The organism is Polaromonas sp., from assembly GCF_039932935.1.
Lineage (GTDB): Bacteria > Pseudomonadota > Gammaproteobacteria > Burkholderiales > Burkholderiaceae_C > Polaromonas.
In genome coordinates this window covers 1-22,805 of record NZ_JBDTPB010000145.1, presented here as the reverse complement: position 1 = coordinate 22,805, position 22,805 = coordinate 1, and the positions used below count along the sequence as shown (strand labels likewise).

The 22,805-nt window shown below is 62.1% G+C and carries 25 protein-coding genes; 15 read left to right on the top strand and 10 right to left on the bottom strand.

Features of this window, described 5'->3' with window-relative positions; translation table 11 throughout:
* Window positions 1–75: 75 nt before the first annotated feature.
* Window positions 76–534: a surface-adhesin E family protein gene (locus tag ABI546_RS21810; protein ID WP_348050187.1), complete on the bottom strand. Its 459-nt coding sequence runs from the start codon at window positions 532–534 to the stop codon at window positions 76–78.
* 254 nt (window positions 535–788) lie between these two features.
* Here ABI546_RS21810 and ABI546_RS21805 point away from each other — a divergent pair, with 254 nt between their 5' ends.
* Complete coding sequence (locus tag ABI546_RS21805; protein WP_348050184.1) at window positions 789–1,019, top strand: CsbD family protein; 231 nt, start codon at window positions 789–791, stop codon at window positions 1,017–1,019.
* A gap of 211 nt (window positions 1,020–1,230) precedes the next feature.
* Entirely contained in the window at window positions 1,231–2,328 is a 1,098-nt protein-coding gene (locus ABI546_RS21800) for an ROK family protein (protein WP_348050182.1), read from the top strand.
* Between the two features lie 143 nt (window positions 2,329–2,471).
* Here ABI546_RS21800 and ABI546_RS21795 read toward each other — a convergent pair whose 3' ends face one another.
* Window positions 2,472–4,937, bottom strand: coding sequence for a transglycosylase domain-containing protein (locus ABI546_RS21795; RefSeq protein WP_348050180.1), 2,466 nt, complete (start codon window positions 4,935–4,937; stop codon window positions 2,472–2,474).
* Window positions 4,938–5,558: 621 nt separating this feature from the next.
* On the opposite strand from ABI546_RS21795, the gene msrB reads away from it, so the two are divergent.
* From msrB to ABI546_RS21775, 4 genes are all read left to right on the top strand, one after another.
* Window positions 5,559–6,005, top strand: a complete 447-nt coding sequence (gene msrB, locus ABI546_RS21790; protein ID WP_348050662.1) for a peptide-methionine (R)-S-oxide reductase MsrB — start codon at window positions 5,559–5,561, stop codon at window positions 6,003–6,005.
* Between the two features lie 2 nt (window positions 6,006–6,007).
* Window positions 6,008–6,724 carry a peptide-methionine (S)-S-oxide reductase MsrA gene (gene msrA / locus ABI546_RS21785; protein WP_348050178.1) on the top strand — a complete coding sequence of 239 codons (717 nt, stop codon included), beginning with the start codon at window positions 6,008–6,010 and terminating at the stop codon, window positions 6,722–6,724.
* A gap of 192 nt (window positions 6,725–6,916) precedes the next feature.
* Window positions 6,917–7,162 carry a DUF3606 domain-containing protein gene (locus ABI546_RS21780; protein ID WP_348050176.1) on the top strand — a complete coding sequence of 82 codons (246 nt, stop codon included), beginning with the start codon at window positions 6,917–6,919 and terminating at the stop codon, window positions 7,160–7,162.
* Between the two features lie 91 nt (window positions 7,163–7,253).
* Window positions 7,254–8,363, top strand: coding sequence for a lyase (locus ABI546_RS21775; protein ID WP_348050174.1), 1,110 nt, complete (start codon window positions 7,254–7,256; stop codon window positions 8,361–8,363).
* A gap of 118 nt (window positions 8,364–8,481) precedes the next feature.
* Here ABI546_RS21775 and ABI546_RS21770 read toward each other — a convergent pair whose 3' ends face one another.
* From ABI546_RS21770 to ABI546_RS21760, 3 genes are all read right to left on the bottom strand, one after another.
* Window positions 8,482–8,892, bottom strand: coding sequence for a hypothetical protein (locus tag ABI546_RS21770; protein WP_348050172.1), 411 nt, complete (start codon window positions 8,890–8,892; stop codon window positions 8,482–8,484).
* Complete coding sequence (locus tag ABI546_RS21765; protein ID WP_348050170.1) at window positions 8,889–9,269, bottom strand: hypothetical protein; 381 nt, start codon at window positions 9,267–9,269, stop codon at window positions 8,889–8,891. Before ABI546_RS21765 ends, ABI546_RS21770 begins: the two co-directional genes overlap by 4 nt.
* Before the next feature lie 273 nt (window positions 9,270–9,542).
* The gene (locus ABI546_RS21760; RefSeq protein WP_348050168.1) at window positions 9,543–10,073 is read right to left on the bottom strand and encodes a helix-turn-helix domain-containing protein; all 531 of its coding nucleotides are present in this window, start codon (window positions 10,071–10,073) and stop codon (window positions 9,543–9,545) included.
* 100 nt (window positions 10,074–10,173) lie between these two features.
* Between ABI546_RS21760 and ABI546_RS21755 the strand changes: the two genes are divergently transcribed.
* Window positions 10,174–10,575 (top strand): nuclear transport factor 2 family protein, encoded by a 402-nt coding sequence (locus tag ABI546_RS21755; protein WP_348050166.1) that lies wholly within the window; start codon window positions 10,174–10,176, stop codon window positions 10,573–10,575.
* On the top strand, window positions 10,572–11,072 hold the full coding sequence (locus ABI546_RS21750) for a DUF3237 domain-containing protein (protein WP_348050165.1): 501 nt from the start codon (window positions 10,572–10,574) through the stop codon (window positions 11,070–11,072). Before ABI546_RS21755 ends, ABI546_RS21750 begins: the two co-directional genes overlap by 4 nt.
* 306 nt (window positions 11,073–11,378) lie before the next feature.
* Here ABI546_RS21750 and ABI546_RS21745 read toward each other — a convergent pair whose 3' ends face one another.
* The gene (locus ABI546_RS21745; protein WP_348050164.1) at window positions 11,379–12,539 is read right to left on the bottom strand and encodes an esterase-like activity of phytase family protein; all 1,161 of its coding nucleotides are present in this window, start codon (window positions 12,537–12,539) and stop codon (window positions 11,379–11,381) included.
* Window positions 12,540–12,641: 102 nt separating this feature from the next.
* Window positions 12,642–13,865: an MFS transporter gene (locus tag ABI546_RS21740; protein WP_348050163.1), complete on the bottom strand. Its 1,224-nt coding sequence runs from the start codon at window positions 13,863–13,865 to the stop codon at window positions 12,642–12,644.
* Window positions 13,866–14,014: 149 nt separating this feature from the next.
* Between ABI546_RS21740 and ABI546_RS21735 the strand changes: the two genes are divergently transcribed.
* On the top strand, window positions 14,015–14,371 hold the full coding sequence (locus ABI546_RS21735) for a VOC family protein (protein WP_348050161.1): 357 nt from the start codon (window positions 14,015–14,017) through the stop codon (window positions 14,369–14,371).
* 113 nt (window positions 14,372–14,484) lie between these two features.
* Here ABI546_RS21735 and ABI546_RS21730 read toward each other — a convergent pair whose 3' ends face one another.
* Window positions 14,485–15,675, bottom strand: a complete 1,191-nt coding sequence (locus ABI546_RS21730) for a PLP-dependent aminotransferase family protein (RefSeq protein ID WP_348050660.1) — start codon at window positions 15,673–15,675, stop codon at window positions 14,485–14,487.
* A gap of 209 nt (window positions 15,676–15,884) precedes the next feature.
* Between ABI546_RS21730 and ABI546_RS21725 the strand changes: the two genes are divergently transcribed.
* Genes ABI546_RS21725 through ABI546_RS21710 form a run of 4 tightly spaced genes read left to right on the top strand, consistent with a single transcriptional unit; the run spans window position 15,885 to window position 18,483 of the window.
* Window positions 15,885–16,484, top strand: a complete 600-nt coding sequence (locus tag ABI546_RS21725; protein WP_348050159.1) for a TetR/AcrR family transcriptional regulator — start codon at window positions 15,885–15,887, stop codon at window positions 16,482–16,484.
* A gap of 30 nt (window positions 16,485–16,514) precedes the next feature.
* A complete protein-coding gene (locus tag ABI546_RS21720) occupies window positions 16,515–17,042 on the top strand; it encodes an SRPBCC family protein (protein WP_348050157.1) in 528 nt (175 codons plus the stop codon).
* Window positions 17,032–17,454 (top strand): PaaI family thioesterase, encoded by a 423-nt coding sequence (locus tag ABI546_RS21715; RefSeq protein ID WP_348050155.1) that lies wholly within the window; start codon window positions 17,032–17,034, stop codon window positions 17,452–17,454. Before ABI546_RS21720 ends, ABI546_RS21715 begins: the two co-directional genes overlap by 11 nt.
* Window positions 17,455–17,493: 39 nt before the next feature.
* A complete protein-coding gene (locus ABI546_RS21710) occupies window positions 17,494–18,483 on the top strand; it encodes an AraC family transcriptional regulator (protein ID WP_348050153.1) in 990 nt (329 codons plus the stop codon).
* A 52-nt stretch (window positions 18,484–18,535) separates the two neighbouring features.
* Here ABI546_RS21710 and ABI546_RS21705 read toward each other — a convergent pair whose 3' ends face one another.
* On the bottom strand, window positions 18,536–20,248 hold the full coding sequence (locus tag ABI546_RS21705; RefSeq protein WP_348050151.1) for an alkaline phosphatase family protein: 1,713 nt from the start codon (window positions 20,246–20,248) through the stop codon (window positions 18,536–18,538).
* 188 nt (window positions 20,249–20,436) lie between these two features.
* On the opposite strand from ABI546_RS21705, the gene ABI546_RS21700 reads away from it, so the two are divergent.
* Complete coding sequence (locus ABI546_RS21700; RefSeq protein WP_348050149.1) at window positions 20,437–21,471, top strand: BLUF domain-containing protein; 1,035 nt, start codon at window positions 20,437–20,439, stop codon at window positions 21,469–21,471.
* A gap of 36 nt (window positions 21,472–21,507) precedes the next feature.
* The gene (gene nth / locus ABI546_RS21695; RefSeq protein WP_348050147.1) at window positions 21,508–22,149 is read left to right on the top strand and encodes an endonuclease III; all 642 of its coding nucleotides are present in this window, start codon (window positions 21,508–21,510) and stop codon (window positions 22,147–22,149) included.
* Window positions 22,150–22,364: 215 nt separating this feature from the next.
* Here the strand turns inward: nth and ABI546_RS21690 are convergent.
* Window positions 22,365–22,805, bottom strand: a 441-nt coding sequence (locus ABI546_RS21690) for an ABC transporter substrate-binding protein (RefSeq protein ID WP_348050145.1), incomplete at its 5' end; no start/stop codon positions are given.

Genomic DNA, 22,805 nt, shown 5'->3' with positions numbered 1-22,805 from the left:
TGATGAGCCATCGTAGCCGCGGCAACAAAAAGGCACAAGCCGCCGCTTGCAACTGTGCCGGCTCCCGGGGCCGCGCTAGTTGTTGGTGACCTTGCCGGTCTCACAGGCGGCGCGGATGATGCGCTCGGTCGGGTTCGGTGTGACGTCGCGAAACGCCATCGGTCGGACCACATCGTTGTTGTACGTGACGGTCTTGTGCGACTCGCCTTTCCACAAGGGCTGCAGGTAAAACGCCAGCGTCACGTACTTGGCGCTCTTGTCGGCGCAGTCAAACAACACGGTGGAAACATAGGAACGGTAAGGCACGCCGTCCCAGCTGGTGCGCGACTGGGCCCGGCTGACGCGAACCTGCATGGCACGCATATCGCCGTTGGCCGCCACGGGTGTTGGGTCTACCTCAATGGTATTGACCGTTGGATCCTGCGGATCCCCGGTGACGGTAAACCAGATGGCGGGCGCGGCAGGCGCTGCCGGCGCGGCCCACACAGAGTTTGTGCATGCCAAAGTCAACAAAATGATGATGATTTTTTTCATGAATATTCTTCTCTCCCATCCTTCTGCGCCGCCTCCTGCTCACTGCGGCGGCCCACTAGCCTGAATACAGTTTAGTTTAATTGGATCAACAAACTTCTTGTTGCAAATGTTGCGCAACAGGGCGCAGTCCGGTGGCGAACGGCTCTGTAGGCAGACACCCACAAGGCAACGCGCCGCATGACTGCGCCATGATGCCGGCGGGCGATTTACTTTGAAATCTGGAATTTTCCAAATCTTCAGAAAGGTAGCCTCTCATGAACAAAGACCAGGTCAAAGGCAAGATCAAGGAAGCCGCCGGCGAAGTGCAGGAGCACACCGGCAAGATGCTGGGCAATGCGGAACAGCAAGCCAAGGGCCATGCCCGCGAGTTTCAAGGCAAGGCACAAAAGGCCGCCGGTGACGCACGCGAGAATGCCGAAGACGCAAGCAAGGACCTCGACAAAAACCTGAACAAGGACCTCACCCGAGACCCGACCCGGCGCTAAGCCATCCAGGTTTCCCCGAGGTTTCTGTACCTCAATGATCGGCCGGTTCTACCGGCCGATTTTTTTTGCCCGGCCCATCGCCCCCTATCAGCGATTGGCTGACGCCGCGAAGCGCGTTGGCTGATAGTCTGCAGGCCGCCCCGGCAGCATCATGGTGTTTCAGTTCCACAACCGAGTTCCACAACCGAACCGCACCACAGGACTCTCCCACATGCCGCGTAAAGCCTCTACCGCCTCCCTGCCCGACGAGCTCTTGCATGGCAAGCTGAAGCTATCTTCAGTCACCATCAACGGCTACAGCCTGGAGCTGCATGACGGAGAACGTTTTCTGGGCGACAGCGTGAGCCGCGTTGCCTACAGCGAGATGCTCGATGCATGGCGCAATGTTTTTCGCCGCATCAGCGGCGAAGACGTGCTGGGCACCAAGCCGACACCTGAACTCAGCAAAAAGCGGCTGGACCTGCTGCTCAAGCGCGACGGCAAGGCTGCCGCCGTGATTTCGGCCGCATCGGAAGACTACGCCTGGCAACTGGTGCGCGTGGTGCGGCGGTTTTTGGCACACCCTTCATGGCATGGCGTGCAGCGCATTGTGGTGGGCGGCGGCTTTCAGCAAAGCCTCGTGGGCGAGCTGGCCATCGACCGCGCGGCCGAGCTGCTCTACCAGCAAAACGCCCGCGTGCATTTGATGACCCTGCGCCATCACCCCGACGAAGGCGGCCTGATCGGCTGGGTGCACCTGGCCCCGCCGGAGCTGCTGTCACAGTACGGCGGTTTCCTGGCGGTCGACATAGGCGGCACCAACGTGCGCTGCGGCATTGTGCGGCCCCGCCTGAACAAGTCGCCCGACCTGTCGGACGTGCGTGTGGCGGGCCTGGAAAAATGGGGCCACCGCGGCGACGACGACGTCACCCGGCGCGAGCACCTGGTGCAGGGCATTGCCGCCATGCTGAAAAAGCTCAAGCGGCTGGCCGATAAAAAAGGCATCACGCTGGCGCCCTTTGTGGGCGTGGCCTGCCCCGGCCTGATTTGTGAAGACGGCTCGATCGCCACGGGCGCGCAGAACCTGCCTGGCAACTGGGAAAGCCCGCGCTTTAACCTGGCACATGACCTGAGTGAGCTGCTGCCGCGCCAGGACGGCCAGACCACGCAAGTGCGGCTGCACAACGACGCGGTGGTGCAGGGCCTGTCAGAGCTGCCCTTCATGCAGGGCGTGAAGCGCTGGGCAGTGCTGACGGTAGGCACCGGGCTGGGCAACGCCAGCTACGTCAACACCAGTCCACAGCCACCGGCGCGCAAAACAAAACGCTGAGGCAGACACTCCAAGCCACGTGGCGCCCGCTATGGCTGAAGAAAAAAAGGTCTGCAAGGCAAGCCGGACGATCGCAAGCAGCTATCAATTAAATAGCAACCGCAACCGCAACCGCGCCCGCACCCGCGAGAAGCGAGCAACGCCTAGCGCGGTGCGATGGGTGCGCCCACCACCACGCCTGGCACGACAGGCATGTTTTCCAGCGCAGCTTCGGGCTGCACGCGCCGCGGCTGCTCAGGTGGCAGCACCACGCCCGGCGCACCAGCGGGGTTGGTGGATGCCGGTGTGCCGTCGGCAGCAGGCCCGTTCACAGTGATGTATTTGATTACCGGCGCTGGCTGCCACACGCGCGGCTGGCCGCCCTGGGTGGCCGGAGCGCCCAGGGCGCCTTGTGAACCCAGGGGCTGGGGCATGCCGCTGTCACCTGCCTGGCCCGGCTGGCTTTCCTGCGGCGGCTCGGCGCCATTAAACAGAGCCTCAATGCGCTGGCGCTCCGGGTCCGTCACGGCGGAGCCTTGCGGCGCGGCAAAGCGCAGGTTCACGTCCACAACTTTCGTCTTGATGGCACCCTGGAAGAACTCACCCACCATCGGCAGCGCGCTGCGGGCGCCCTGCCCCCAGCTGTCGCCCATGGTCACGCGGTTGTCGTTAAAGCCCACCCACGCGCCGGCCACCAGCTGCGGATGCATCATGATGAACCAGCCGTCGGTGTTGCCCTGCGTAGTGCCGGTCTTGCCGGCCACGTCGGCCCGGATGCCGTAACGGCTGCGAATAGCCGCGCCCGTGCCCTGGTCGATCACGCCGCGCATCACGTCCAGCAGCGTCTGCGCCACCGTGGTCGGCATCACGGTTTCGGCCAGCTTGGGCTCAAACACTTCCAGCACCTTGCCATCGCGGTTTTCCACCTGCGTGATGATGACGGGCTCGATATAGCGGCCGTCATTGGCCAGCGTGCCATAGGCCGCCACCATTTCTTTGAGCGTGACAGGGCTGGTGCCCAGTGCGAGTGACGGCACTTCTTCCAGCTTGCTCTGGCGCACACCCATGGCCTTGGCCAGTTTGGCCACATTGGCCGGGCCTACCGCGTTCATGACCTGCGCGGTGATGGTGTTCTTGGAAAACATCAGGCCCTGGCGCAGCGTCATCATCTCGCCGCTGGGGCCGCCACCGTCAGTCGGCCGCCAGAAGGCGCCGTTGCCCAGCGGAATCTCCACCTCGCCGTCGAGGAAGACATCCGACGGCTTGGCGCCGTTCTCAAACGCCGCGCCGTACACAAAGGGCTTGAAGGTCGAGCCCGGCTGGCGGCGCGCCTGCTGCACGTGGTCAAACTGGTCACGCGCAAAGTCGCGGCTGCCCACCCAGGCCCTGACCTGCCCGTTGGTTGGGTCCAGCGCCATAAAGCCGGCCTGCAGGCGCGTCTTGTCGTCCTTCAGGTTTTGCATGAACTCGGCGTCTGCCAGCAGCGTCTTGATGGCCTGGTCGTCGGCCACCCCTTTGGCGCGCGCGGCCTTGTATTCGGCGGTGTCGCGCATAAAGGTCAGGGCCAGCTCGCGTGCCGGGCCGCTCTTGGCCTTCCAGCCCGAGTTAAAGCGCCAGTCAACGGCAACTGTCTTTTGCAGGCGGTCTATCTGCACCGCCACGGCCTTGTTGGCCATGTCCTGCAGGCGCGAATCAATCGTGGTGCGCAGCACCAGGCCGTCGGCGTAAATGTTGTAGTCGTTGCGGTCGGCCCATTCAATCAGCCAGCGGCGCAGCTGCTGCGCCAGGTGCGGCGCGGAGCCCAGCTCTTCGTCTTGCCGCTCAAAGTCGATTTTGAGCGGCATCTTCTTCAGCGCGGCCAGCTTGTCTTCGGGCAGCTTCTGGTGCTTGACCATTTGCGCCAGCACCGTGTTGCGGCGCTGCATGGCGCGCTCGGGGTTGGTTACCGGGTTGTAATAAGCCGTGCCCTTGAGCATACCGACCAGCGTGGCGCTTTGCAGCACGTCCAGCTCGTTGGCGGACTTGTCGAAATAGGTGCGCGCCGCCATTTCAATACCGTAGGCGTTGTACAAAAAAGGCACGGTGTTGAGGTAGCTCTCCAGGATCTCGTCTTTGGAGTAAACCGCCTCAATCTTGAACGCCGTGATGGCCTCCTTCAGCTTGCGCGCCAGCGACAAGGACCGGCCGATTTCTTCCGGGTACAGGTTGCGCGCCAGCTGCTGCGTGATGGTCGAGCCGCCCTGCGTTTTGCCCGTGACGGTTTGCAGCACGGCCGACACCGTGCGCTTGATGTCCATGCCGTGGTGCTCGTAAAAGCGGTGGTCTTCCGTGGCGATCAGCGCGGCCACCACGTTGGGCGAAATGTCTTCCAGCTTCACCCAGTCACGGTTGGCCCGCTTGAACACCGCCAGCGCCTGACCGTCAGACGACATCACCACCGAGGGCTTGGCGGTCTTGGCTTTGAGCAGGTCGTTGATGCTGGGCGTGAACGGGATCAGGATCAGCACATACAGCACCAGCAGCACCGGAATGGCCGCCAGTGTCAGCAGCACGCCGCGTTTGGTGGGGTGGCGCAAGCGGCCCGGAATGGTGGCCGCAAAGTCGCGAAATTGGGTCAGGAGCTGTTTCATCATTGCCCGCAAGTCTAAAGGGAGGGTGTAAACGGGACTGTAGGACTGCGGCGCAGCGAAAAACGTGCGCCACCGGGAAGGTTGACTCGCATCACATGAGAAAAACAATTTTTAAGCATAAAACAGGCTCCTGGCCCAATCAGAATGGGCGCAAGCAGCTATTGTTTTAATAGCGCCCTGCAGGGCAGTTTTGAGGGCTTTTTGGGCCTGTTTTGCCCATTTTTTTGCCTGCTTTTCACCCGTTTTTGGTCCTGCAGGTGCTTTTGGGGCCTTTCGGCGCCAATTTCATGGCTCGCAAGCGGTTATTTACGCATCAAATCAGCCTCCAGGCCAATAGGGACGAGCGCAAGCAGCTACGGTATTGATAGCGATTCCATTCTGGCTACCGGCCGTTTGGGACCGCCCGGAACTGAACCGGCACGGCGTCATCCAATCTTTCGCGATCAAGCCGCCCTCATTCCGCACATTCCATCGTGATTCGTAAGAAACACCTCGCCACGCCGACCAATCCTCATGCCGCCTGTTCAACGTAAGCCAAACCCACCACCACCCACCACAAAAGGCCAACGCATGATGACCCGCAGAAACTCCCTGCTCCAACTGGGCACCCTCTCCGCCGCCATGGCCGTCGGCCTGCGCGGGCTGCTGATGACCACGCCCGCGCACGCAGCAGCGCGCGCCTATGAGGTCACCCGCACCGAGGCCGAATGGCAAAAGCTGCTTCGGCCCGACCAGTACCGCGTGCTGCGCAAGGCCGGCACCGAGACGCCCTTCACCAGCCCGCTCAACAAAGAAAAGCGCACCGGCGTTTTCAGCTGCGCCGGTTGCGACTTGCCCCTTTTCTCGTCGGCCACCAAGTTCGACAGCGGCACCGGCTGGCCCAGCTTCTGGCAGGCCTTGGGCAACGCTGTGGTTGAAGAAACCGACACCGCCTTCTTCATGAAACGCACCGAAGTGCTGTGCCGCCGCTGCGGCGGCCACCTCGGCCATGTGTTTGACGACGGCCCCAAACCCACCGGCCTGCGCTATTGCATGAACGGCGTGTCCCTTAACTTCAAGGCAGCATAAAAATGAACAAATACCTTTTCGCCCTGGCTGCAGCCGCACTGGCCGCGTGGACATTTGTGGGCGGCGGCCTGGGCGCCAGCGCCCAGGCCGCTGACGAAAAAGCCGTCAAGCTGCCCGCACCCACCGTTGACGCCATGGCCCCCGCGCAAGCGGGCACCGCCACCGCCGTGTTTGCCGGCGGCTGCTTCTGGGGCGTGCAGGCTGTTTTTCAGCACACCGATGGCGTGCTCAACGCCGTCTCAGGCTATTCAGGCGGTGAAAAAGCAACTGCCAGCTACGAGATGATCGGCTCGGGCCGCACCGGCCATGCCGAGGCCGTGCAAATCACCTACGACCCGAAAAAGATCAGCTACGGCAAGCTGCTGCAGATCTATTTTTCTGTGGCGCACGACCCCACCACACTGAACCGCCAGGGCCCCGACAGCGGCACGCAATACCGTTCAGCCGTTTTCTACAAAGACGCCGAACAAAAGAAGGTGACCGAAAGTTACATCGCGCAGCTCGACGCCGCCAAGGTTTTCCCGAACAAGATCGTGACGCAGCTGGCGCCGCTTGCCGCCTTCTACCCCGCAGAGGCCTACCACCAGGACTACGCCACCCTGCACCCCAACCAGCCCTACATCGCAAGGTTTGACCTGCCCAAGATTGCGAACCTGAAAACCGTGATGCCCGAGGTGTACCGCGAAAAGCCCGTGCTGGTGGCGCAGGCCGGCAAGTAAGGCAGGCCGGGCCCTCCGCAGGCCCGGCGGGCAGCCGTTGCCGCCGGGACCTCATCAACGGCGAAATGGAGCCTTTTTTCGCACAAGCGACCGCTGGGAGGGGCCCAAAAGGCGCAAGTAGCCAATGGCCTACAACCATAAGACTCCAAGCGGACTAAGGTGGTTCTTTGCCAGTAGTCCAAAGGAGCCGCCATGACACCGATGACACCGACCAGCGAGCGACCCGGCATAGAGCCAGACCGCATTAACCTGAACCACAAAGACAACACCGAGCAATGGATGAAGAAGCTGAACGTGACCCACGACCAGCTTCGCGACGCAGTGGCTGCCGTGGGCGACCTCGCCACCAACGTGGAAATGCACCTCAAGGGCGCCCGCAGCACCACCAACGCCGACCGCACACGCGAGCTGGAGACCGGCGAGCAACCGCCCAGATGAGCTTGATGGCGGCGTGCATTGCCGCCAAAATGCCAGGGACATCGCCCCTCAAGGTGTTCACCGCATCAACCGATGCGCAGGAGGTATTGCCATGGCATTGCAAACGTCCCCTCATTCATCTCGCCGCGTAGAACCATCGGGCTCAACGCAATCAACGCAGCAACCTGGGTTGACCCGGCGCACCGCGCTGGCGGCCATGGCGCCCGTACCAGGCCTCGCAGCTTGGAGCCTCTGCAACGAGGCCAGCGCACAAACTCCAGCTCAACCATCACCACCAGCATCAGGCACCACCCGGCTGCAATCATGGCCACTCAACGCCCGTACCTTCACCGGCATTCATGACATCGCACCCGCCCCCGATGGCGGCGTGTGGTTGTCGGCCCAGCGCAGCGGCCACCTCGGCTGGTTTGACCCGCGAAGCGGCAAGACCGACCTGGTGGCGTTGGGCAACGGCTCGTCACCCCACGGCGTGATCACCGGACCTGACGGCGCCGCCTGGCTCACCGACGGCGGACAAAACGCCATCGCCCGCGTCAGCTGGCCTTCGCGCGAGGTCAAGGTTTTCCCCTTACCCGCCGGCACACCAAACGCCAACCTCAACACCTGCGCATTTGATGGCGACGGCAACCTCTGGTTCACCGGGCAAAGCGGCTATGTCGGCAAAGTCGAGGTGCGCACCGGCACCGTCACCGTGAAAGAGTCACCACGCGGCCGCGGGCCCTACGGTATTTGCGCCACGCCCAAAGGCGACGTGTGGTGGTGCTCCCTGGCCGGCTCCTTCATTGCGCAGATCGACCGCAAGACCGGCACCTCACGCATCGTGGAGCCACCCACGCCACACCAGGGCGCACGCAGAGTCTGGTCAGACAGCAAAGGCCGCATCTGGGTATCGGAATGGAACAGCGGCAACCTCTCAATGCACGACCCCGCACTGGGCGCAGGCGCCAACAGCTGGCGCACCTGGAAAGCGCCCGGCAATGAACCGCACGTGTACGCCGTCTACGTCGACAACAAAGACATCGTCTGGGCCTCAGAGTGGAGCAACAACGCGACGCTGCGCTTTGACCCGGCGAGTGAAAAATTTGATGTGATCACCATGCCGCGCGCGGCGGCGAGCGTGCGGCAGATCCTGGGCCGGCCCGGGGAAGTTTGGTTGCCGGAGAGTGGGACGGAGTTTGTGACGGTGATTCGGACTGGGTGAGAGCGATGGCTTTCAAACAACACATTTGATCTCCGGTTCGCCTCAATGCTGCCGGTTCTTCCCCGCCATGCCGGGCCGTGGGGTCAGCCTTCAGCTCAATTCAACAATCTCAGTTAATTTAGCCAGTTTTATCATCAGCGTGGCGAGCGTTTTCAGTGGGATTCGTTTTTTGCCCCCCCGAGTCTTTTCCCAGCAGATACCCAGCAATTGCGCCAAACAATCCAACAATTGGGGTCAGCTGCGCGCTGCTATAGCCGCATATCAATAGGAAGGTGGAGAGACCAGCAATTAGGATGATTCCAAAGATGCGCAGCATATGATCCGCTGAACTGCGTTGCCGCCACATTAAAAACGTAGAGGCAAGCACAACAACCGATAGAAATCCCAACAGGGAACTGGTAAGAAACATCAGGTGGTCGTGCGACCATCCCACACCATTGGCAACCTCTGCAGCCTGTTGAGTTGAATCGAAGGCACGCTGCCCCACTTGCAGTTTTTGTACTGCATCGCCGCTCGCAATTGTTGTCACTTTTTTTGCCCCTTATTTTTTTCAAGTGCTTCGAGTCGAGTTTCGATAGCACGAAGTCGCTCTGACAGGTCTGTTATGGCATCGGTCTGCAACTTAAGCAAGTTATTGGCGCGTTCCGCAGGGACTACAACAAATGTTCCGCGAGCAAAATTTCCATTAGTCTCAAGCTCAGTCGAATAGAGCTTCGATTTAACAGACCCTGTCATCCCTCCGTCTTTAAGAAGCTCAATCTTAAATTTGTCCAGCTCCGTTTTTGGTGAGGTAGGCGAAGAGGTTACGTAGGCAGGCCCACCAACGACGACCGGTGTTTGTGCATTCGCGATCCCAACGACGAGGGCGCTCCATAGCAATGATCCAACCAATACCCGAACGCACATGCTGAGCCCTCCAAGACTAAGTCTGTCCAGTTATATCACCGCAGAACATCGCGGCGTAGCTCAATTTTCAATGCATGCCAAGGTAGGCGAGTCATCCTCCAATTAGAGGATGACTTAAGGCCAGCTCAGCTGTTCCCCAAGGACATGCCGCGCCGGCCGTATATGCGCTCCAGCACCAGCAGGTGTACTCATCGAGCAGCAGGATTTCGCTCCCGCCGCTGTCGGAAAAAGCGCGGGGGACCCATGGCACCTCGGAGATGGCATCGGCAGCATTCACGATGGACTGCACTTGAACGCGCTCGTCCGCCCCTGTCGCTCCGCGTCGAAAGACTTGCTCAGCTTCGCTGAAAGGTCCTCCCTCCGCAGTACCCCTCCGCACTCCTGACACGTGGGGCCCAGGCCGGGGTTCTTTCCGCACGGAATGTGCTTGTATTGAATAGCAACTTCCTGTTTTTTGGACTTGCACCAGGTCTCGCCCCACGCACGCAGTGCCAGAAGCACCGGGTGAAGGGCGGTGCCCTTCTCGGTCAGGTAGTACTCGTGCCGCAGCGGCTTCTCGTTGTAGGGCCGCCGTTCGATCAATCCATCTGATTCCAGCTTCTTCAGGCGGCTCGCCACCATTTGTGGAGTGGCTTGCGTTTGCGCCTGAATCTCCTCGAAGCGATGGCTTCTCAAGAACAATTCCCGAAGAACCAGGACTGTCCAGCGGTCACCAATGATCTTCTGGGCAAGTGCAATGGGACACACCGTGTCCTGTGCTTCGGAAGAAACCGGCGGCGCATTTTTTTCCATCTTTATCATCATACCCCTTGTCACTATGATAATCATAGGTACACTTGCCGAAGTTCGCAAAATGCTGGCAGGCCGATCGCGAACCGTGTCTATTAACTTCGAAAGGATTCACATGTCTGAACTGACCGAACACACTATTGCCGCAGTCGCCGACCGCTACGCCGCGGCATGGATCTCTCGCGATCCCGAGGCGATTATGGCGCTGCACGCACCGGACTCGACATTCCAGGCGCATGGCAGCGGCGCAGCGGTGAGGGGCAAATCCGCATTGTTTAAGGAGTTTGCCGATATTTTTGAACGCTTTCCCAACTTCGGGGTCGAGACCCGGCGCCTCTTGCTGGGAGACAAGCACTGGACGCTCGACTGGACCCTGACGTTTCAACCTGCAGGCAAGGAACGCAGAGGGTTCCACGCGCTCGACGTCGTTGAAGTGGATGACGCCGGACTCATTACCCGAAAGGACACGTTCTTCGACTACGCAGAGCTCAAGGCAGCCATGGGGTCGGGGAAATGAGCGCGGCGCTGAGCGAGCAGCCCCTGCTCGAACACCCGACACTCGAGGCCCTGCCGATCGGGCATCTATGCGACCTGCGAGTGCAGCTCGAGTCTCCGGTGGTGATACCCACGCCGCGAGGCACCCTGATTCCCTATATCGGTAAAGGCGGCCGCTTGGACGGGCCAAGGTTGCACGGGGAATTCTTGCCGGGGAGCGTCGACTGGGTTTTGATTGGAAGCGATGGCATCAACCGCCTCGACATTCGCGGTGCCATTCGCACCGACGACGGCGCAATGATCTATTTCGAAAGCAAGGGCATCGCCAAGCTACCGGCCGACGGTGGGAAAAGACTGTCGAAAGGCGAGCGACTGACTTTCGCAGAGACGTATTTGCGAACCACACCCAGGCTTGAAACTTCTGATGCGCGTTACCTGTGGGTGAACGACCTTGTTCTTGTTGCCTACAACGAACTGTCATCAAGTCAGATTGACTTTCGCATCTACAGCGTCCTCTGACGTCAATCGACGGGCGTGGATGTCGCAGGGTTGTGTCAGTGAACTGCGGAGGCACGATGCTTGAGGTCCTCAATAACAAGCTCAGAAAATGGATGAGAGAGGCTGCGGCGCGAAGGGAGTTCGCCCAAGCTAGCAGTGCCTTTGCCGGCCTCGATGCATCTACGATCCGGGATCTCGGCATGAGCCGTTCCGAATTCAGTTCACACTGGGCGGAGACTCATGGGCTTGCTGAGCAGACTCGCGTCCGCGTGCTCATGCACGCCACAGAGAATGATTGCAGACGCGGCAAACAGCGCGATCACACAATCACAAACCAGAAACCGCAAACACCGCAATCTGCGTCACCTGAAGCGGATTGAAGTTGTCATCGCTCACGACCCACAGGCTTCGCCGGCCGTCGGGCAAGTCGGGGCCCCAGGTCATGCCTTCGGTATTGTCCAGGCGCGAAAGACCCAAGTGGGCGAAGTCGGCAACCAGTGTCTTGCGTGCCGGTTGGTGGTTGGCGGGGGTCAGGGTATCTAACTTCAGCGTGTCGCTGCCGTCTCTGGTGTCGATTTGGTAGAGGCGCAAGGACATGCCGCGGCCAATCGCATACGCGCGCTCCAGCACCAGCAGGCGGTGCTCATCGATTGGCAAAATTTCGCTCACGCCGTTGTCGGCAAAAGCACCGGGGATCAACGGTGCTATGGGAATCGCATCGGCGGCATAGGCAAGTTGCCGCACCGCGTTGCCTGTGGGCACATCGAACAGGGTAAAGCGGCACGGACCGCCTCTTGAGGTAACAGTTGGGGTGGGCCCATCTTGCTGCAGCGCGTTTTCCATGGCGACCCAGGCCATGGTGCCAGAGCGGTTAACTGCGAGCCCTTCAAACGCCAGGTTGTAACGCGCGCCATGCTCCTTGCCCACGGCAAAACACGCCGGCAATGCAAATTCCCGAACCAGGGTGCCGTCGGCGCGTGCCTCGTACAGGGCGGGCCCGAAACCGCGCATCAGGTCGCCCTCGCTGGTCCACAAGAAGTTGCCATTGGGCAGGCGGCGCAGCGCCTCGGGGTCGGGCACCGGGACACCGCTAACCGCATTCTTTCTGCCGGGCCACGCCTGGCCATTGGCTTGCTTCAGCGTGATGACGTCCAGCAGCTCTGGTGGGTGCAGGCCCTCGGCGCTCAGGCCAAGGCGCGCGCGGTAAAGGCGCGCCGGGGCCGCTGCTGACCGGTCGTCACTCAGCAGGTCGAAAAGCCCGGTGACCGGGTCGTAGTCAATGGCGGAGAGGCCGCCTACGGTGGTGTCCCTGAAGTTGAAGCGATAAGGGATGGTGGCCTCACCCAGCAGCGTGAGTGGGCCCGCGGCTACCGCAGGCGGTGCCGGCACCGGCGGGGCACAGCCCGCCAGCAGAAGCGAAGCGGTACCCAGCAAGAGGCTGCGGCGCTGCAGTGCAGGCCCGTTGTTGTCGAGATCAGTGAGCACCATCAGTGGCCCTTTTTTGAAAACCAGAACAGTCCTAAAAAGTACCGAATAGTCTTATTGTGCGAAACCGCATGACCCGTGCATGACAAGGGCCAGCTCTTTATGTCAGGCCGTGCCGCGCCGTTTCAGCACCCAGGCAAAGTAAACGCCTTCCACGGCAATCACCGCACCGCCCAGCGCCACCACGGCATGGCTGCCGATGCGGGCAATCAGCCCTGCTGCCAGCACCACGCCCAGCGACTGACCCAGAAACAGGAAAGACGAAAACAGCGAAACGGCGGTGCCCCGCGCTTCGGGTGTCATCTGCGTGGCGTTGGCCTGCATGGTGTTGTGAAAAGCAAAAAAGCCAAAGCCTGCGAGCAGGCTGGCGGGTATGGCGGGTGCCCAGTGCGGTGTATAGGCCAGCACCAGCGCACTCACGCCCACAAGCGCCCCGCCAAACAGCACCAGGCCCTGCTGGCCAAGCCGGCGAATCAAATGGCGGCCCACGGCCATGTAACCCATGCCGCCCAGGCCAAACAACGCGACGATGGCACCTGAAACAGAAAGCGACAAGCCCAGCGACTGGTGCAGGTGCGAAGCCCACATGGCCAGCACGCCAAAGCCTGCAGCGCCCTCCACCACCGCCATCAGCAGCACGGTGCGCGGCCAGGGCGCGGCCACGATGAGCAGTGCCTGCTTCACGAAATGCGGCCGCACCACCGGCGTATCGGGCACCACCACAGGCTCGGCCTGCTGGCGGCGGTGGTCCTGGTACAGCAGCGAGCCGACTACGCCAAACAGCACCACCATAAAGCCAAAGGCCCATCGCCAGCCCAGCGCATCGGTAAGCAGCCCGCCCACCAGCTGGCCCCCGGCAATGCCCAGCGTGCTGCCCAGGCCGGTGCGCGTGAGCATCTCCTGCACCTGGTTGGCGGGTACCGAGTCACCCACCCAGGCCATGGCCAAAGGTATCAGTGCTGCGGCACCCACAGCCATCAATACCCGCGCGACCAGCAGCGAGTCGAGGCTGGTAGCAAACAGGGCAAACAGACTGCCCACACTGCACCCCAGCGTGGCAAAGGTGACGATGCGGAACTTGCCGAGCCTGTCGCCCAGCGGGCCGTAAAACAGCTGCGAGATGCCGTAAGTAATGGCAAATACCGAGACGACTTGCGCCGCCTGCGAAAGGCTGACGGCAAACACGCGCGAGAGCTCGGGCAGCATGGCGTCGCAGATGCGCTGCGCGCACATGCTGGAAAAAGTGCCGAAGGAGAGAAGAAGGATTGAGCGCCGGGTGGCGGGGGAAATGCTGGCGTGAGTGGCGCTGTGCGCGGCGGCAGAAGTCATGAAGGTAAACAGGCTCAAATCAGGGATGCCGCAGGCAACACACCCGCGCTCTGTTTGATTGTAGGCAGTAGAGGCAAAACACGTGCGGAGGCCATGGCGCCGTTGCACCGTCTGTGCAAAATGGCAGATTGATCAATTCTGGAGACACCATGCCCGCCACGCCTGAGAACTGCCGCATCAACTACGTAGAGCTGAACGTTCGCGACCTGGACAAAGCCAAAGCCTTTTACGGCAAGGCTTTCGGCTGGACTTTTACCGACTACGGCCCACAGTACACCGAGTTTTCAGACGGCACAATGAAGGGCGGCTTCACGACGCAAGCTGCGCCCTTTCCCGCCGGTGGCCCGCTGGTAGTTTTGTACGCAGACAAGCTGGAAGCCGCGCGCGACAGCGTGCTGGCCGCAGGAGGAAGCATCAAGCTTGATATCTTTGCTTTCCCTGGCGGGCGCCGCTTTCATTTCAATGACGCCGACGGGTATGAACTGGCTGTCTGGTCCAAAGACTAGGCGTAGGCGGCACGCGGCGTTGTGGATGACTTTCGGGAAGGGAGAGCCGTCGCCCTGACTGCTTCTAGGGCCATCAGTGGCCGCCCTGCAACGAAAAGCAAAACGACCAGCGATTACAGCGCCTTGCCCAGCCGCCCCACACCCTCTTCAATCTTCGCCACATCCGCCGTGGCAAAGCTCAGCCGCAGCGTGGCCATGTCGGGGTTGCTGGCGTAAAAAGGCGCGCCGGGCACAAAGGCCACGAGTTTCTCGATCGCCTTTTTGGCAAACTCGCCGGCGTCTTTGCTCTTGCCGCCCGCGCCTGTGAGGCGGGCCCAGAAGAACAGGCCGCCTTGCGGTTGCGTGAACTCAATCGCGTCACCGAGTTCGCGCCTGAGCGCTGCGCCCATGGCGTTGGCGCGCTCGCCATATACCTTGCGCACGTGTTTCAACGTATTGGGCATGCGGCCGGCCTTCAGGTATTGGGCGGCGGTGGCCTGGGCAAAGGTGCTGGTGTGGGCGTCGCTGAACTGCTTGCACATGGTGGCCTTGGCCAGCAGCTCGGCGGGGGCGATCATCCAGCCCACGCGCAGGCCGGGGCTCAGCACCTTGCTGAGTGAGCCGCAATGCGCGAGCAGCTCGCGGCTGCCGGGCACGCTGGGGCTCAGTGCCAACAGCGACGGCGGTGGCGCTTCGCCGAAATAGAGGTCGCCGTACGGGTCGTCTTCAACAATCAGCGTGTCGTATTTAACGGCCATCTCGAGCACCTTCTTGCGGCGCTCCAGGCTGAGCAGCGCACCGCTGGGGTTGCCAAAGGTGGGAATCAAATACACAAATTTGGGCTTGTGCTCGGCAATGAGTTTTTCGAGTTCGTCGGTCTTGACGCCGTGGGCATCAATCGGTGCGCTGATGAGTTCTGCGCCATAGAGGCGAAAGCACTGAATGGTGGCCAGAAAGGTCGGGCCTTCGACGATGACTTTGTCGCCGGGCGAGATCATGGTTTTGCCGAGCAAATCAAGCGCCTGCTGGCTGCCGGTGGTGACGATGAGGTTTTCGGGGGTGACGTCTTTGGCGCCTTTGGTGGCCATGAAGGCGGCGAGCTGTTCGCGCAGCGGGCCGTAGCCTTCGGTGGCGCCGTATTGCAGTGCGCCGCCGGGTTCTTCAGTCAGGGCCTTGTTGCTGGCCTCTTTGATGCCTTCGACATCAAACATGGCGGGGTCCGGAAAGCCACCGGCAAAGCTGACGATGCCGGGCTTGCCCAGCAGTTTGAAGAGTTCGCGGATGGCAGAGGTTTCAACGTTGTTGAGGCGGTCGGCAAAGTGCAGTGGCATGGGGGTCTCGCTTTCTGTTTTGTATTGTCGCCAATTTGCGCGCAGGTTTCCTGCGGCAAGGGCGGCCGGCCTGCGCCCGCTGCAAGCCTGCGCGGGCTGGGCCAGCAAGCAGATGAGGCAGGCGAAGCAGGCCGGGTTGACAGGGAAGTTGAGAAATTGGGAGATAAGTTGACAGAGTAATAGTCTAGAGTAATACTCTAGTCATGAGTTCTGTCACGCCCCCTGCCTCCGCCGCCCTCTCCACCCGGGAGCGCCTGCTGGGCGCCGCCACCCAGGTGTTTCTGGAACACGGCTTCACGGCTGCCTCGATGGACCAGGTGCGCCAGGCGGCCGGCGTGAGCAACGGCAGCCTGTATCACCACTTCCCCACCAAGGCGCTGCTGGCCGATGCGCTGTACGCGCACACGCTGCGCGACTTTCATGCGGCGCTGCTGCAGCCCATCACCGGCAAGGCCACCGCGCAATCCGGAGTCAAGGGACTGATGCGCGCCTATATCCAGTGGGTGCTGCAGCACCCCGACCAGGCGCGGCTGCTGCATGCGCTGCGGCGCGGCGGCGACGTAGCGAGTGGTGCAGAGATTGACGCGGCCAACGAGCTCGCTTTTGCCACGTTGAAGGCGTGGATGGAGCAGCGCATGGAAGCCGGCGAGATGCGGCCCATGCCTTTTCACCTGTGGATGGCGCTGATGTTTTCGCCGGCCATGTCGCTTACGCAGCGCTGGGTGAGCCAGCCCACCCCGGCCGTTGCGCCCAAGGTGCGGGCCGCGCTGGAACACGCGGCCTGGATGGCGGTGGCGCCGTAAAGAGTTTCCAGGTTCAACAGGAGTACTTGCATGAAAGTTGTCAATGTCCATCAACGTTTGCTGCACGCCAGCCCGCAGCAGGTAGGCGCGCTGATTGATGCGCTGGCCTCCCCGGCCGACGCGCTGTGGCCCGGAAAAATCTGGCCACGCATGAAGCTCGACAGGCCGCTCGCCGTGGGCGCCATTGGCGGGCACGGGCCCATACGCTATGTGGTGGAGGCCTATACACCCGGCCAGTCTGTGCGGTTTCGCCTCACCGCACCTGCGGGCTTTGACGGCTGGCACGGTTTTGAGGTGCTGGACGCCACGCCCGCGCATTGCGTGCTGGAGCACCGCATCGAAATGAAGGCGCGCGGCTCTGGCCTCTTATTCTGGCCGCTGGTGATTGGCCCCCTGCACGACGTCTGCGTGGAAGACGTGCTGTCGCAGGCGCAGCTCTCGCTGGGCAACGAGCCGCGGCAGGTGCCCTGGCCGGCCTACATACGCCTGCTGCGCTGGCTGGTGTCGGGTGGCAAGCGATTGGCCCCACCGTTTTCGCGGAGTCAGCATGCCCGCTGACCCAAGCGCTGATCTTTTGCCCTTCGGCCGCGAAGTGCTGGGCCGGCAACCGTTCAGCGCGCTGCTGAACGCACAGCTGGACGCCTTTGCGCCCGGCCTTGCGGAACTCTCGGTGCCTGTGGTGCCGGGCCTGTTGCAACAGCACGGCTTTGTGCACGGCGGTGTGCTGTCTTACCTGGCCGACAACGCACTCACGTTTGCCGGCGGTTCGGTGCTGGGCGACTCGGTCACGGCCGAGTTCAAGATCAACTACCTGCGCCCGGCCAAAGACGCCGAGCGCCTGCTGGCCGTGGCCTCGGTGGTAGGCAGCGGCAAAACCCAGGCCGTGTGCCGCTGCGATATTTTTGTGCTGCGCGGACAGGAGCGCACCCTGTGCGCGGCTGCGCAAGGCACGATTCGCAAGGCGGGTTAGCCGCCACAACCGACAGGCGCTGCCGCTAGACTTGACGGCATGCATTTGACACAGACGCAAGACCCCGCGCTCAACCCGCACCAGCACGCCTACATTGCGCGCATCAACCGGGTGGTGGACCACATCAGCGCCAACCTGGCCGGCACGCTGGATTTGCAGGCGCTTGCGGACGTGGCGCATTTCTCGCCCTGGCACTTTCATCGCGTGTTCCAGGCTGTCACAGGCGAAACCCTGGCTGACTGCGTGCGCCGCCTGCGGCTTGAGTCGGCGGCCCAGCGGCTGATTTTCACGTCACAGTCGGCGCTGCAGATCGCGCTCGACGTGGGCTTTGCGTCAGCCGAGGTGTTCAGCCGTGCCTTTCGCGCCTATTTCAGCACGACCCCCACGGCCTGGCGGCGCGGCGAGTGGCGCGACTGGGCAACGCGCCACCAACTTGAACTCCGCAAGATTCATCAAGCCCAGCACAAGACAAGTCAAGACATCGCACTGACGTTGTTCAAAGATAGAACCCTCTGGCCTGTCGGGCCGGTTTCATCTGAAAGAACCTTGACCATGCACATTGAACTGAAGACTTTCCCCGCCATGCGCCTGGCCTACATGCGCAACACCGGCCCTTACGGCCCCGGCGTGGCGCAGCTGTGGCAGCGCTTTGCCGCCTGGTGCGGCCAGCACGGCTACATGAGCCCGCGACGCAAGATGTACGGCATCAGCCAGGACAACCCTGAAATCACACCGGCCGACAAATGCCGCTATGACGCCTGCATTGAGGTGGATGAAGCGTTCAAGCCGCAGGGCGAAATGGGCGTGCAAAACTTTGGCGGCGGGCGCTATGCCTGCGGCCGCTTCACCGGCAAACCGGGCAACGACGTGCACGAAGCGTGGACGCATATGTTTGCCGAGTGGCTACCGCAAAGCGGCTACCAGCCAGACAACAACCCGGCGCTTGAACTGTATGAAGAAGACTTTGTGGTCGACCCGAAGACCGGTGCTTTCAGTTGTTGGCTTTGCGTGCCGGTGCGGGCACTGTAGCCGGTTTTTTTAGAAGCAGGGGCTTAGGCCCCACAACCCCCTTACATCCCCCTCACAGGCCCTGCAACGGCAGAAGCTTGCCTTCGGCTGCGGAAGGCGGCGCAATGCGCAACATGCGAGACAGCGTGGGCGCGATGTCGACCACCTCCACGCGGGCATCGATGCGGCCGGGCTTCACCCAGACGGGGCCATACATCAGGATGGGCACCTGGGTGTCATAGGGATGCGGCGAGCCATGCGTGGCGACCGTGTTGCCGAACATCCAGCCGGGCTTGAGCGAATACTGCACGTCGCCCGACACGTCGGCATGCCAGGACTTGCGCATCGCGTCGAAAGCGGGCGCGCCGGCGCGGCTGCCGCTTGCCAGCTCGGGGCGGGTATAGGCCGCGGCAAAGCCTGGCTCCGCCAACAGCAAGGTGCGGGCTTCTTCCGCCAGCGCGTTCGGGTCGGCCTGCTTTTGCGCGATGAGTTTTTTGTCGAACAGCAAGCTGGAGCCTGAAAACCCTGCGGCCCATTTGCCTTCACCGAAGCGCTTTTCCAGGCCGGCGTTGACGCGCCCCAGCACCTGGCTGCTGTTGACACGCCCCGCTTCACGGCGCTGGCTGGCGAGGTAGTCGGGCGACGGCATGAAGCCGTGGTCGGCTGTCAGCATGACAAGGTAGTTGTCTTTGCCGATGCGGGCATCCAGGTCCTGAAAGAATGACTGCAGCATGCGGTCGAGCTGTAGCAGGTGGTCATGCGACAGGCGCGACTCGGCGCTGAAGGCGTGGTTCACGTAGTCGTGGCCTGACAGGCTGACCGACAGGATGTCGGGAATGTCGTCTTGCCCCAGTTGCTCGCCGGCAATGGCCGCCCGGGCAAACTCCAGCGACATGGCGTCGACGAACGGCCCACGCAGCAGCGAGCTGTAAAACCGCGGACCGGCAGCCGTGTCGTCGGGCGCGCCAAAACGCGCTGGCAACCCACCGCCGGCGGGACCGAACCATTTTTGCTGGTCGGGCAACGAGCGCGCATAAGCGGCCTCGGGCAGCACGGCTTTCCATTCGGCCTTGAAATAGCGGTCGGCCAGCTTCTGCCCGTTAAAGGTGTTGACCCAGCCGGGGTGCGCGGCCATGTAATGCGTGCTGGACGCAAACTGCCCCGTGGCGCCCATGTACATATAGGCCGTGCCGGTTTTGCCGGCGGGCAGGATGGCGCCTCGGTCTTTGCCCGAGATGGCGATCACTTTAGAGCGACTGTCGACCCGCCGCAGCACGTCGCCCACCGTTTCCACCTTGAGGTTCTTCGGGCTGGTGCCGTCCAGTGCGTTGGTCTGGTGGCCGATATAAGTGGCCGTGGTGTCGCCCGTGCAATACACAGGCTCGGCAGTGACCGGGTCGCGCCAGTCGTTGCCGATGATGCCGGTGCGGTGCGGGTACGCCCCTGTGAGCATGGTGGCGTGGCCGGCCGCGGTGACGGTAAAGGCATGGCCGTAATGCGCATTGGCAAACCACGCGCCGCGGTCCAGAAAACGCGCCAGGCCATCGGGCGCAAGCTGGTCGCGGTAGTCGAGCACCTGGCGTTGCGGCAGGCCGTCCACCACCAGGAAGACCACCAGTTTGGGCCGCGGCACCGCGGCTTGCGAGCCCGCGGTAGAGCCAGGTGCGGCGGCGCAACTGGCCAGCAATACCGCGGTGAGCGCGGACGCCAGAAAACGCAAAGGTGTGTGAAGTGTCCTGGAGATCATTGTCTTGGAGATCATTCGCTTGATGCTAGATGAGTTCATGGTGTGCCGACAACAGTAGTCACCCGCAGAATGCTAGCGTAGTAACTAAGGCCTTACGCACCCACTCCTGCTTTTGTAGGACCACAGCGTCCTTCATGGATACTTTCGTCTCGTTCACATTTGGTTTCAATGCCAAAGGATTGACGTACGTTTCGGTTGTAGTGCAGCATGTATTCATGAAGAGCAACATGACGCCTGACACCGCGCCTAACCTGGCGCCGTATGTCGCTGCCCCGGGGGAAGCGGAAGTAGAACGCGTGGTGACGGCGAGCATGTGCAACATGCGGGAAGGCATCTTCGCGCAGATGGAAAACATCCGCACGGAGTCGCTGCGCCACAACGCACCTCTGGGCCTGCACGTTGTGCTGCATTACCAAAGTGGCTGGTTTGTGCATTGGGTCGAAGGGCCTTCGGCGGCCGTGCGGGACTTGCTGCAGCATGTCGTGCCACACGACCCGCGCCACCATTCACCCCACACCCTGCACACCAGCAAAGGACGGCGGCTTTTGCCCACACCCTGGTCCATGGCGATGTCGCAGGCCACCGAGTCGGCGGTGTACTTTGGCCGGCGCGTCATGGCCCTGCGCGAGCAGCTGGAAAAAGGCAAGCAGTACTCGCCCTCCTCGGTGCTTCGCCGCCTGTCGGCGCCCATGCAGTTGGCCCAGGCACAGACGCTTGCAGACCCCGAAGCCTTTCACCGCATGGGCATTTGCTCTGCCAGCGGCAACGAGGCTTTTGACATGGTGGGGTGGCTGGCCCAAAAGACCGGCGGGATGGTGGCCAAGCGGCGCTTTGCCGGTGAGACCGACTTTGACGGCAGCAGCGAGTACGTCGATTTCATGGAAGCGGGCTACCCATGCCGGCTGATTGCCGTGGCGCGCAACGGCCTCACGCATGGGCTTCGCCGGGCTTTCCTGCCGGATTGGCCTTATTTTGTGATGCTGTTTTGCGGCACGCCCAAGTTTGACGATGCGTTGATGGCCCGCATGGTGGCGGCTTGCGACGGCCTGGCGGCCAAGCCTGTCCTGCTGGGCGTTGCGCGCGACGCCGACACCCATCAGCGCATGCAGGACATGGCGCAGGCGGCGCAACTCGATTATGTTGTTGGCGGTGTTGCCACGCCCGACAACTGCACCGCCATATGGCAAACAATGCGCGATCAGCTAGACCGGGCCGGTGCGCCTTCCAGTTCGGTGTGGGATGTGCCGCGCATGGCGGCCTGAAATGCCGCTGTTGCCCGCGCCGATACACTGCGGGGCATGAAAAAAGAAGAAATCGCCCTTTTCTTTGCCACACTGAAGGCGGCCAATCCGATGCCGGTGACCGAGCTGGAATACACCAGCGTGTTTGAGCTGCTGGCCGCCGTGCTGCTGAGCGCACAGGCGACTGACGTCAGCGTGAACAAGGCGACGCGCAAGCTTTTCCCGGTGGCCAACACACCGCAGGCCATCATGGCCCTGGGGCTGGAGCGCCTGGAGTCTTATATCCGCACAATCGGGCTGTACCGCACCAAAGCCAAAAACCTGCTGGCCGCTTGCCAGATTCTGGCGGAGCAGCATGGCGGCAAGGTGCCGCGCAGCCGAGAGGCATTGCAGGCCCTGCCCGGCGTGGGCCGCAAGACGGCCAACGTAGTGCTCAACTCGGCATTTGGCGAAGCGACGATGGCGGTGGACACGCATATCTTTCGCGTGAGCAACCGCACAGGCCTGGCGCCCGGCAAAAACCCGCTGGAAGTCGAGCTGGGCCTGCTCAAACGCGTGCCCCCTGAGTACCTGGTGGATGCGCACCACTGGTTGATACTGCACGGGCGCTATGTGTGCACTGCGCGCAAGCCCTTGTGCTGGCAGTGCGCGGTGGCGCCGTATTGCGATTACACGCCGAAGACGCCTGTACCGGCGTAATAGTGACAGGGGTCGATTGCTACTCTATTGATAGCTATCTGAGCACAACTGGGTTTTCTCGCGCGCAAACTGCCCGGTGGCGTACTTGCGGCACCCTTCGGAGGTCATAAGCAGGGGGTCAGGTCGCAGTCGCCCAGCCCCCGGTTGTGGGCGACGTCCATGGAGGGCCTGAGACGCTGTGCGCGCACCACCGCTGAGCGGCCGTGCAACGCGACTCAGTTGCGCAGCTTGCCGTCGCGCGTCACCATGCCCAGCTCCACATACTTGCTGCCGTGCTGCTGGCCGGGCGAGTAGGACACGGTGAAGCCGCCGGTGTCATAGCTTCCCAGGGTGCTCATCGCGGCCAGCAAGGCCCGGGCATCGCCGGGTTTCTTGCTGCGGCGCATGGCCTCGGTGAGCACCTTCGCGCCAATGCAGGACTCCAGGTGCGCACTGTTCATGGCCGCCGTGATGCCGGCATCCTTCAGGGCCTTGGCACATTCCTTGACCACCGGCAGCGGTGAACTGGCGTTGGGCACGACCTGTGAGATCGACACGCCGGCACCGGCTTCGCCGGCTGCCTCGATGTACTGCTGTGCGCCCACGAAGGACAGGCTGGACGTCGGAATGAACTTGCCCTGCGCAACAATCCGCTTGCTGATGTCCGCCGCAGCGCC

What these genes read in the sequence shown, in the direction of transcription:
- ABI546_RS21775 (WP_348050174.1), top strand. Translation starts at nt 7,254, where the DNA reads ATGGCATTGCAAACGTCCCCTCATTCATCTCGCCGCGTAGAACCATCG.
- ABI546_RS21715 (WP_348050155.1), top strand. Translation starts at nt 17,032, where the DNA reads ATGCCCGCTGACCCAAGCGCTGATCTTTTGCCCTTCGGCCGCGAAGTG.
- ABI546_RS21700 (WP_348050149.1), top strand. Translation starts at nt 20,437, where the DNA reads ATGACGCCTGACACCGCGCCTAACCTGGCGCCGTATGTCGCTGCCCCG.
- ABI546_RS21795 (WP_348050180.1), bottom strand. Translation starts at nt 4,937, where the DNA reads ATGAAACAGCTCCTGACCCAATTTCGCGACTTTGCGGCCACCATTCCG.
- ABI546_RS21810 (WP_348050187.1), bottom strand. Translation starts at nt 534, where the DNA reads ATGAAAAAAATCATCATCATTTTGTTGACTTTGGCATGCACAAACTCT.
- ABI546_RS21780 (WP_348050176.1), top strand. Translation starts at nt 6,917, where the DNA reads ATGACACCGATGACACCGACCAGCGAGCGACCCGGCATAGAGCCAGAC.
- nth (WP_348050147.1), top strand. Translation starts at nt 21,508, where the DNA reads ATGAAAAAAGAAGAAATCGCCCTTTTCTTTGCCACACTGAAGGCGGCC.
- ABI546_RS21735 (WP_348050161.1), top strand. Translation starts at nt 14,015, where the DNA reads ATGCCCGCCACGCCTGAGAACTGCCGCATCAACTACGTAGAGCTGAAC.
- ABI546_RS21805 (WP_348050184.1), top strand. Translation starts at nt 789, where the DNA reads ATGAACAAAGACCAGGTCAAAGGCAAGATCAAGGAAGCCGCCGGCGAA.
- ABI546_RS21760 (WP_348050168.1), bottom strand. Translation starts at nt 10,073, where the DNA reads ATGATGATAAAGATGGAAAAAAATGCGCCGCCGGTTTCTTCCGAAGCA.
- ABI546_RS21755 (WP_348050166.1), top strand. Translation starts at nt 10,174, where the DNA reads ATGTCTGAACTGACCGAACACACTATTGCCGCAGTCGCCGACCGCTAC.
- ABI546_RS21725 (WP_348050159.1), top strand. Translation starts at nt 15,885, where the DNA reads ATGAGTTCTGTCACGCCCCCTGCCTCCGCCGCCCTCTCCACCCGGGAG.
- msrA (WP_348050178.1), top strand. Translation starts at nt 6,008, where the DNA reads ATGAACAAATACCTTTTCGCCCTGGCTGCAGCCGCACTGGCCGCGTGG.
- ABI546_RS21705 (WP_348050151.1), bottom strand. Translation starts at nt 20,248, where the DNA reads ATGAACTCATCTAGCATCAAGCGAATGATCTCCAAGACAATGATCTCC.
- ABI546_RS21710 (WP_348050153.1), top strand. Translation starts at nt 17,494, where the DNA reads ATGCATTTGACACAGACGCAAGACCCCGCGCTCAACCCGCACCAGCAC.
- ABI546_RS21720 (WP_348050157.1), top strand. Translation starts at nt 16,515, where the DNA reads ATGAAAGTTGTCAATGTCCATCAACGTTTGCTGCACGCCAGCCCGCAG.
- ABI546_RS21750 (WP_348050165.1), top strand. Translation starts at nt 10,572, where the DNA reads ATGAGCGCGGCGCTGAGCGAGCAGCCCCTGCTCGAACACCCGACACTC.
- ABI546_RS21740 (WP_348050163.1), bottom strand. Translation starts at nt 13,865, where the DNA reads ATGACTTCTGCCGCCGCGCACAGCGCCACTCACGCCAGCATTTCCCCC.
- ABI546_RS21800 (WP_348050182.1), top strand. Translation starts at nt 1,231, where the DNA reads ATGCCGCGTAAAGCCTCTACCGCCTCCCTGCCCGACGAGCTCTTGCAT.
- msrB (WP_348050662.1), top strand. Translation starts at nt 5,559, where the DNA reads ATGGCCGTCGGCCTGCGCGGGCTGCTGATGACCACGCCCGCGCACGCA.
- ABI546_RS21745 (WP_348050164.1), bottom strand. Translation starts at nt 12,539, where the DNA reads ATGGTGCTCACTGATCTCGACAACAACGGGCCTGCACTGCAGCGCCGC.
- ABI546_RS21765 (WP_348050170.1), bottom strand. Translation starts at nt 9,269, where the DNA reads ATGTGCGTTCGGGTATTGGTTGGATCATTGCTATGGAGCGCCCTCGTC.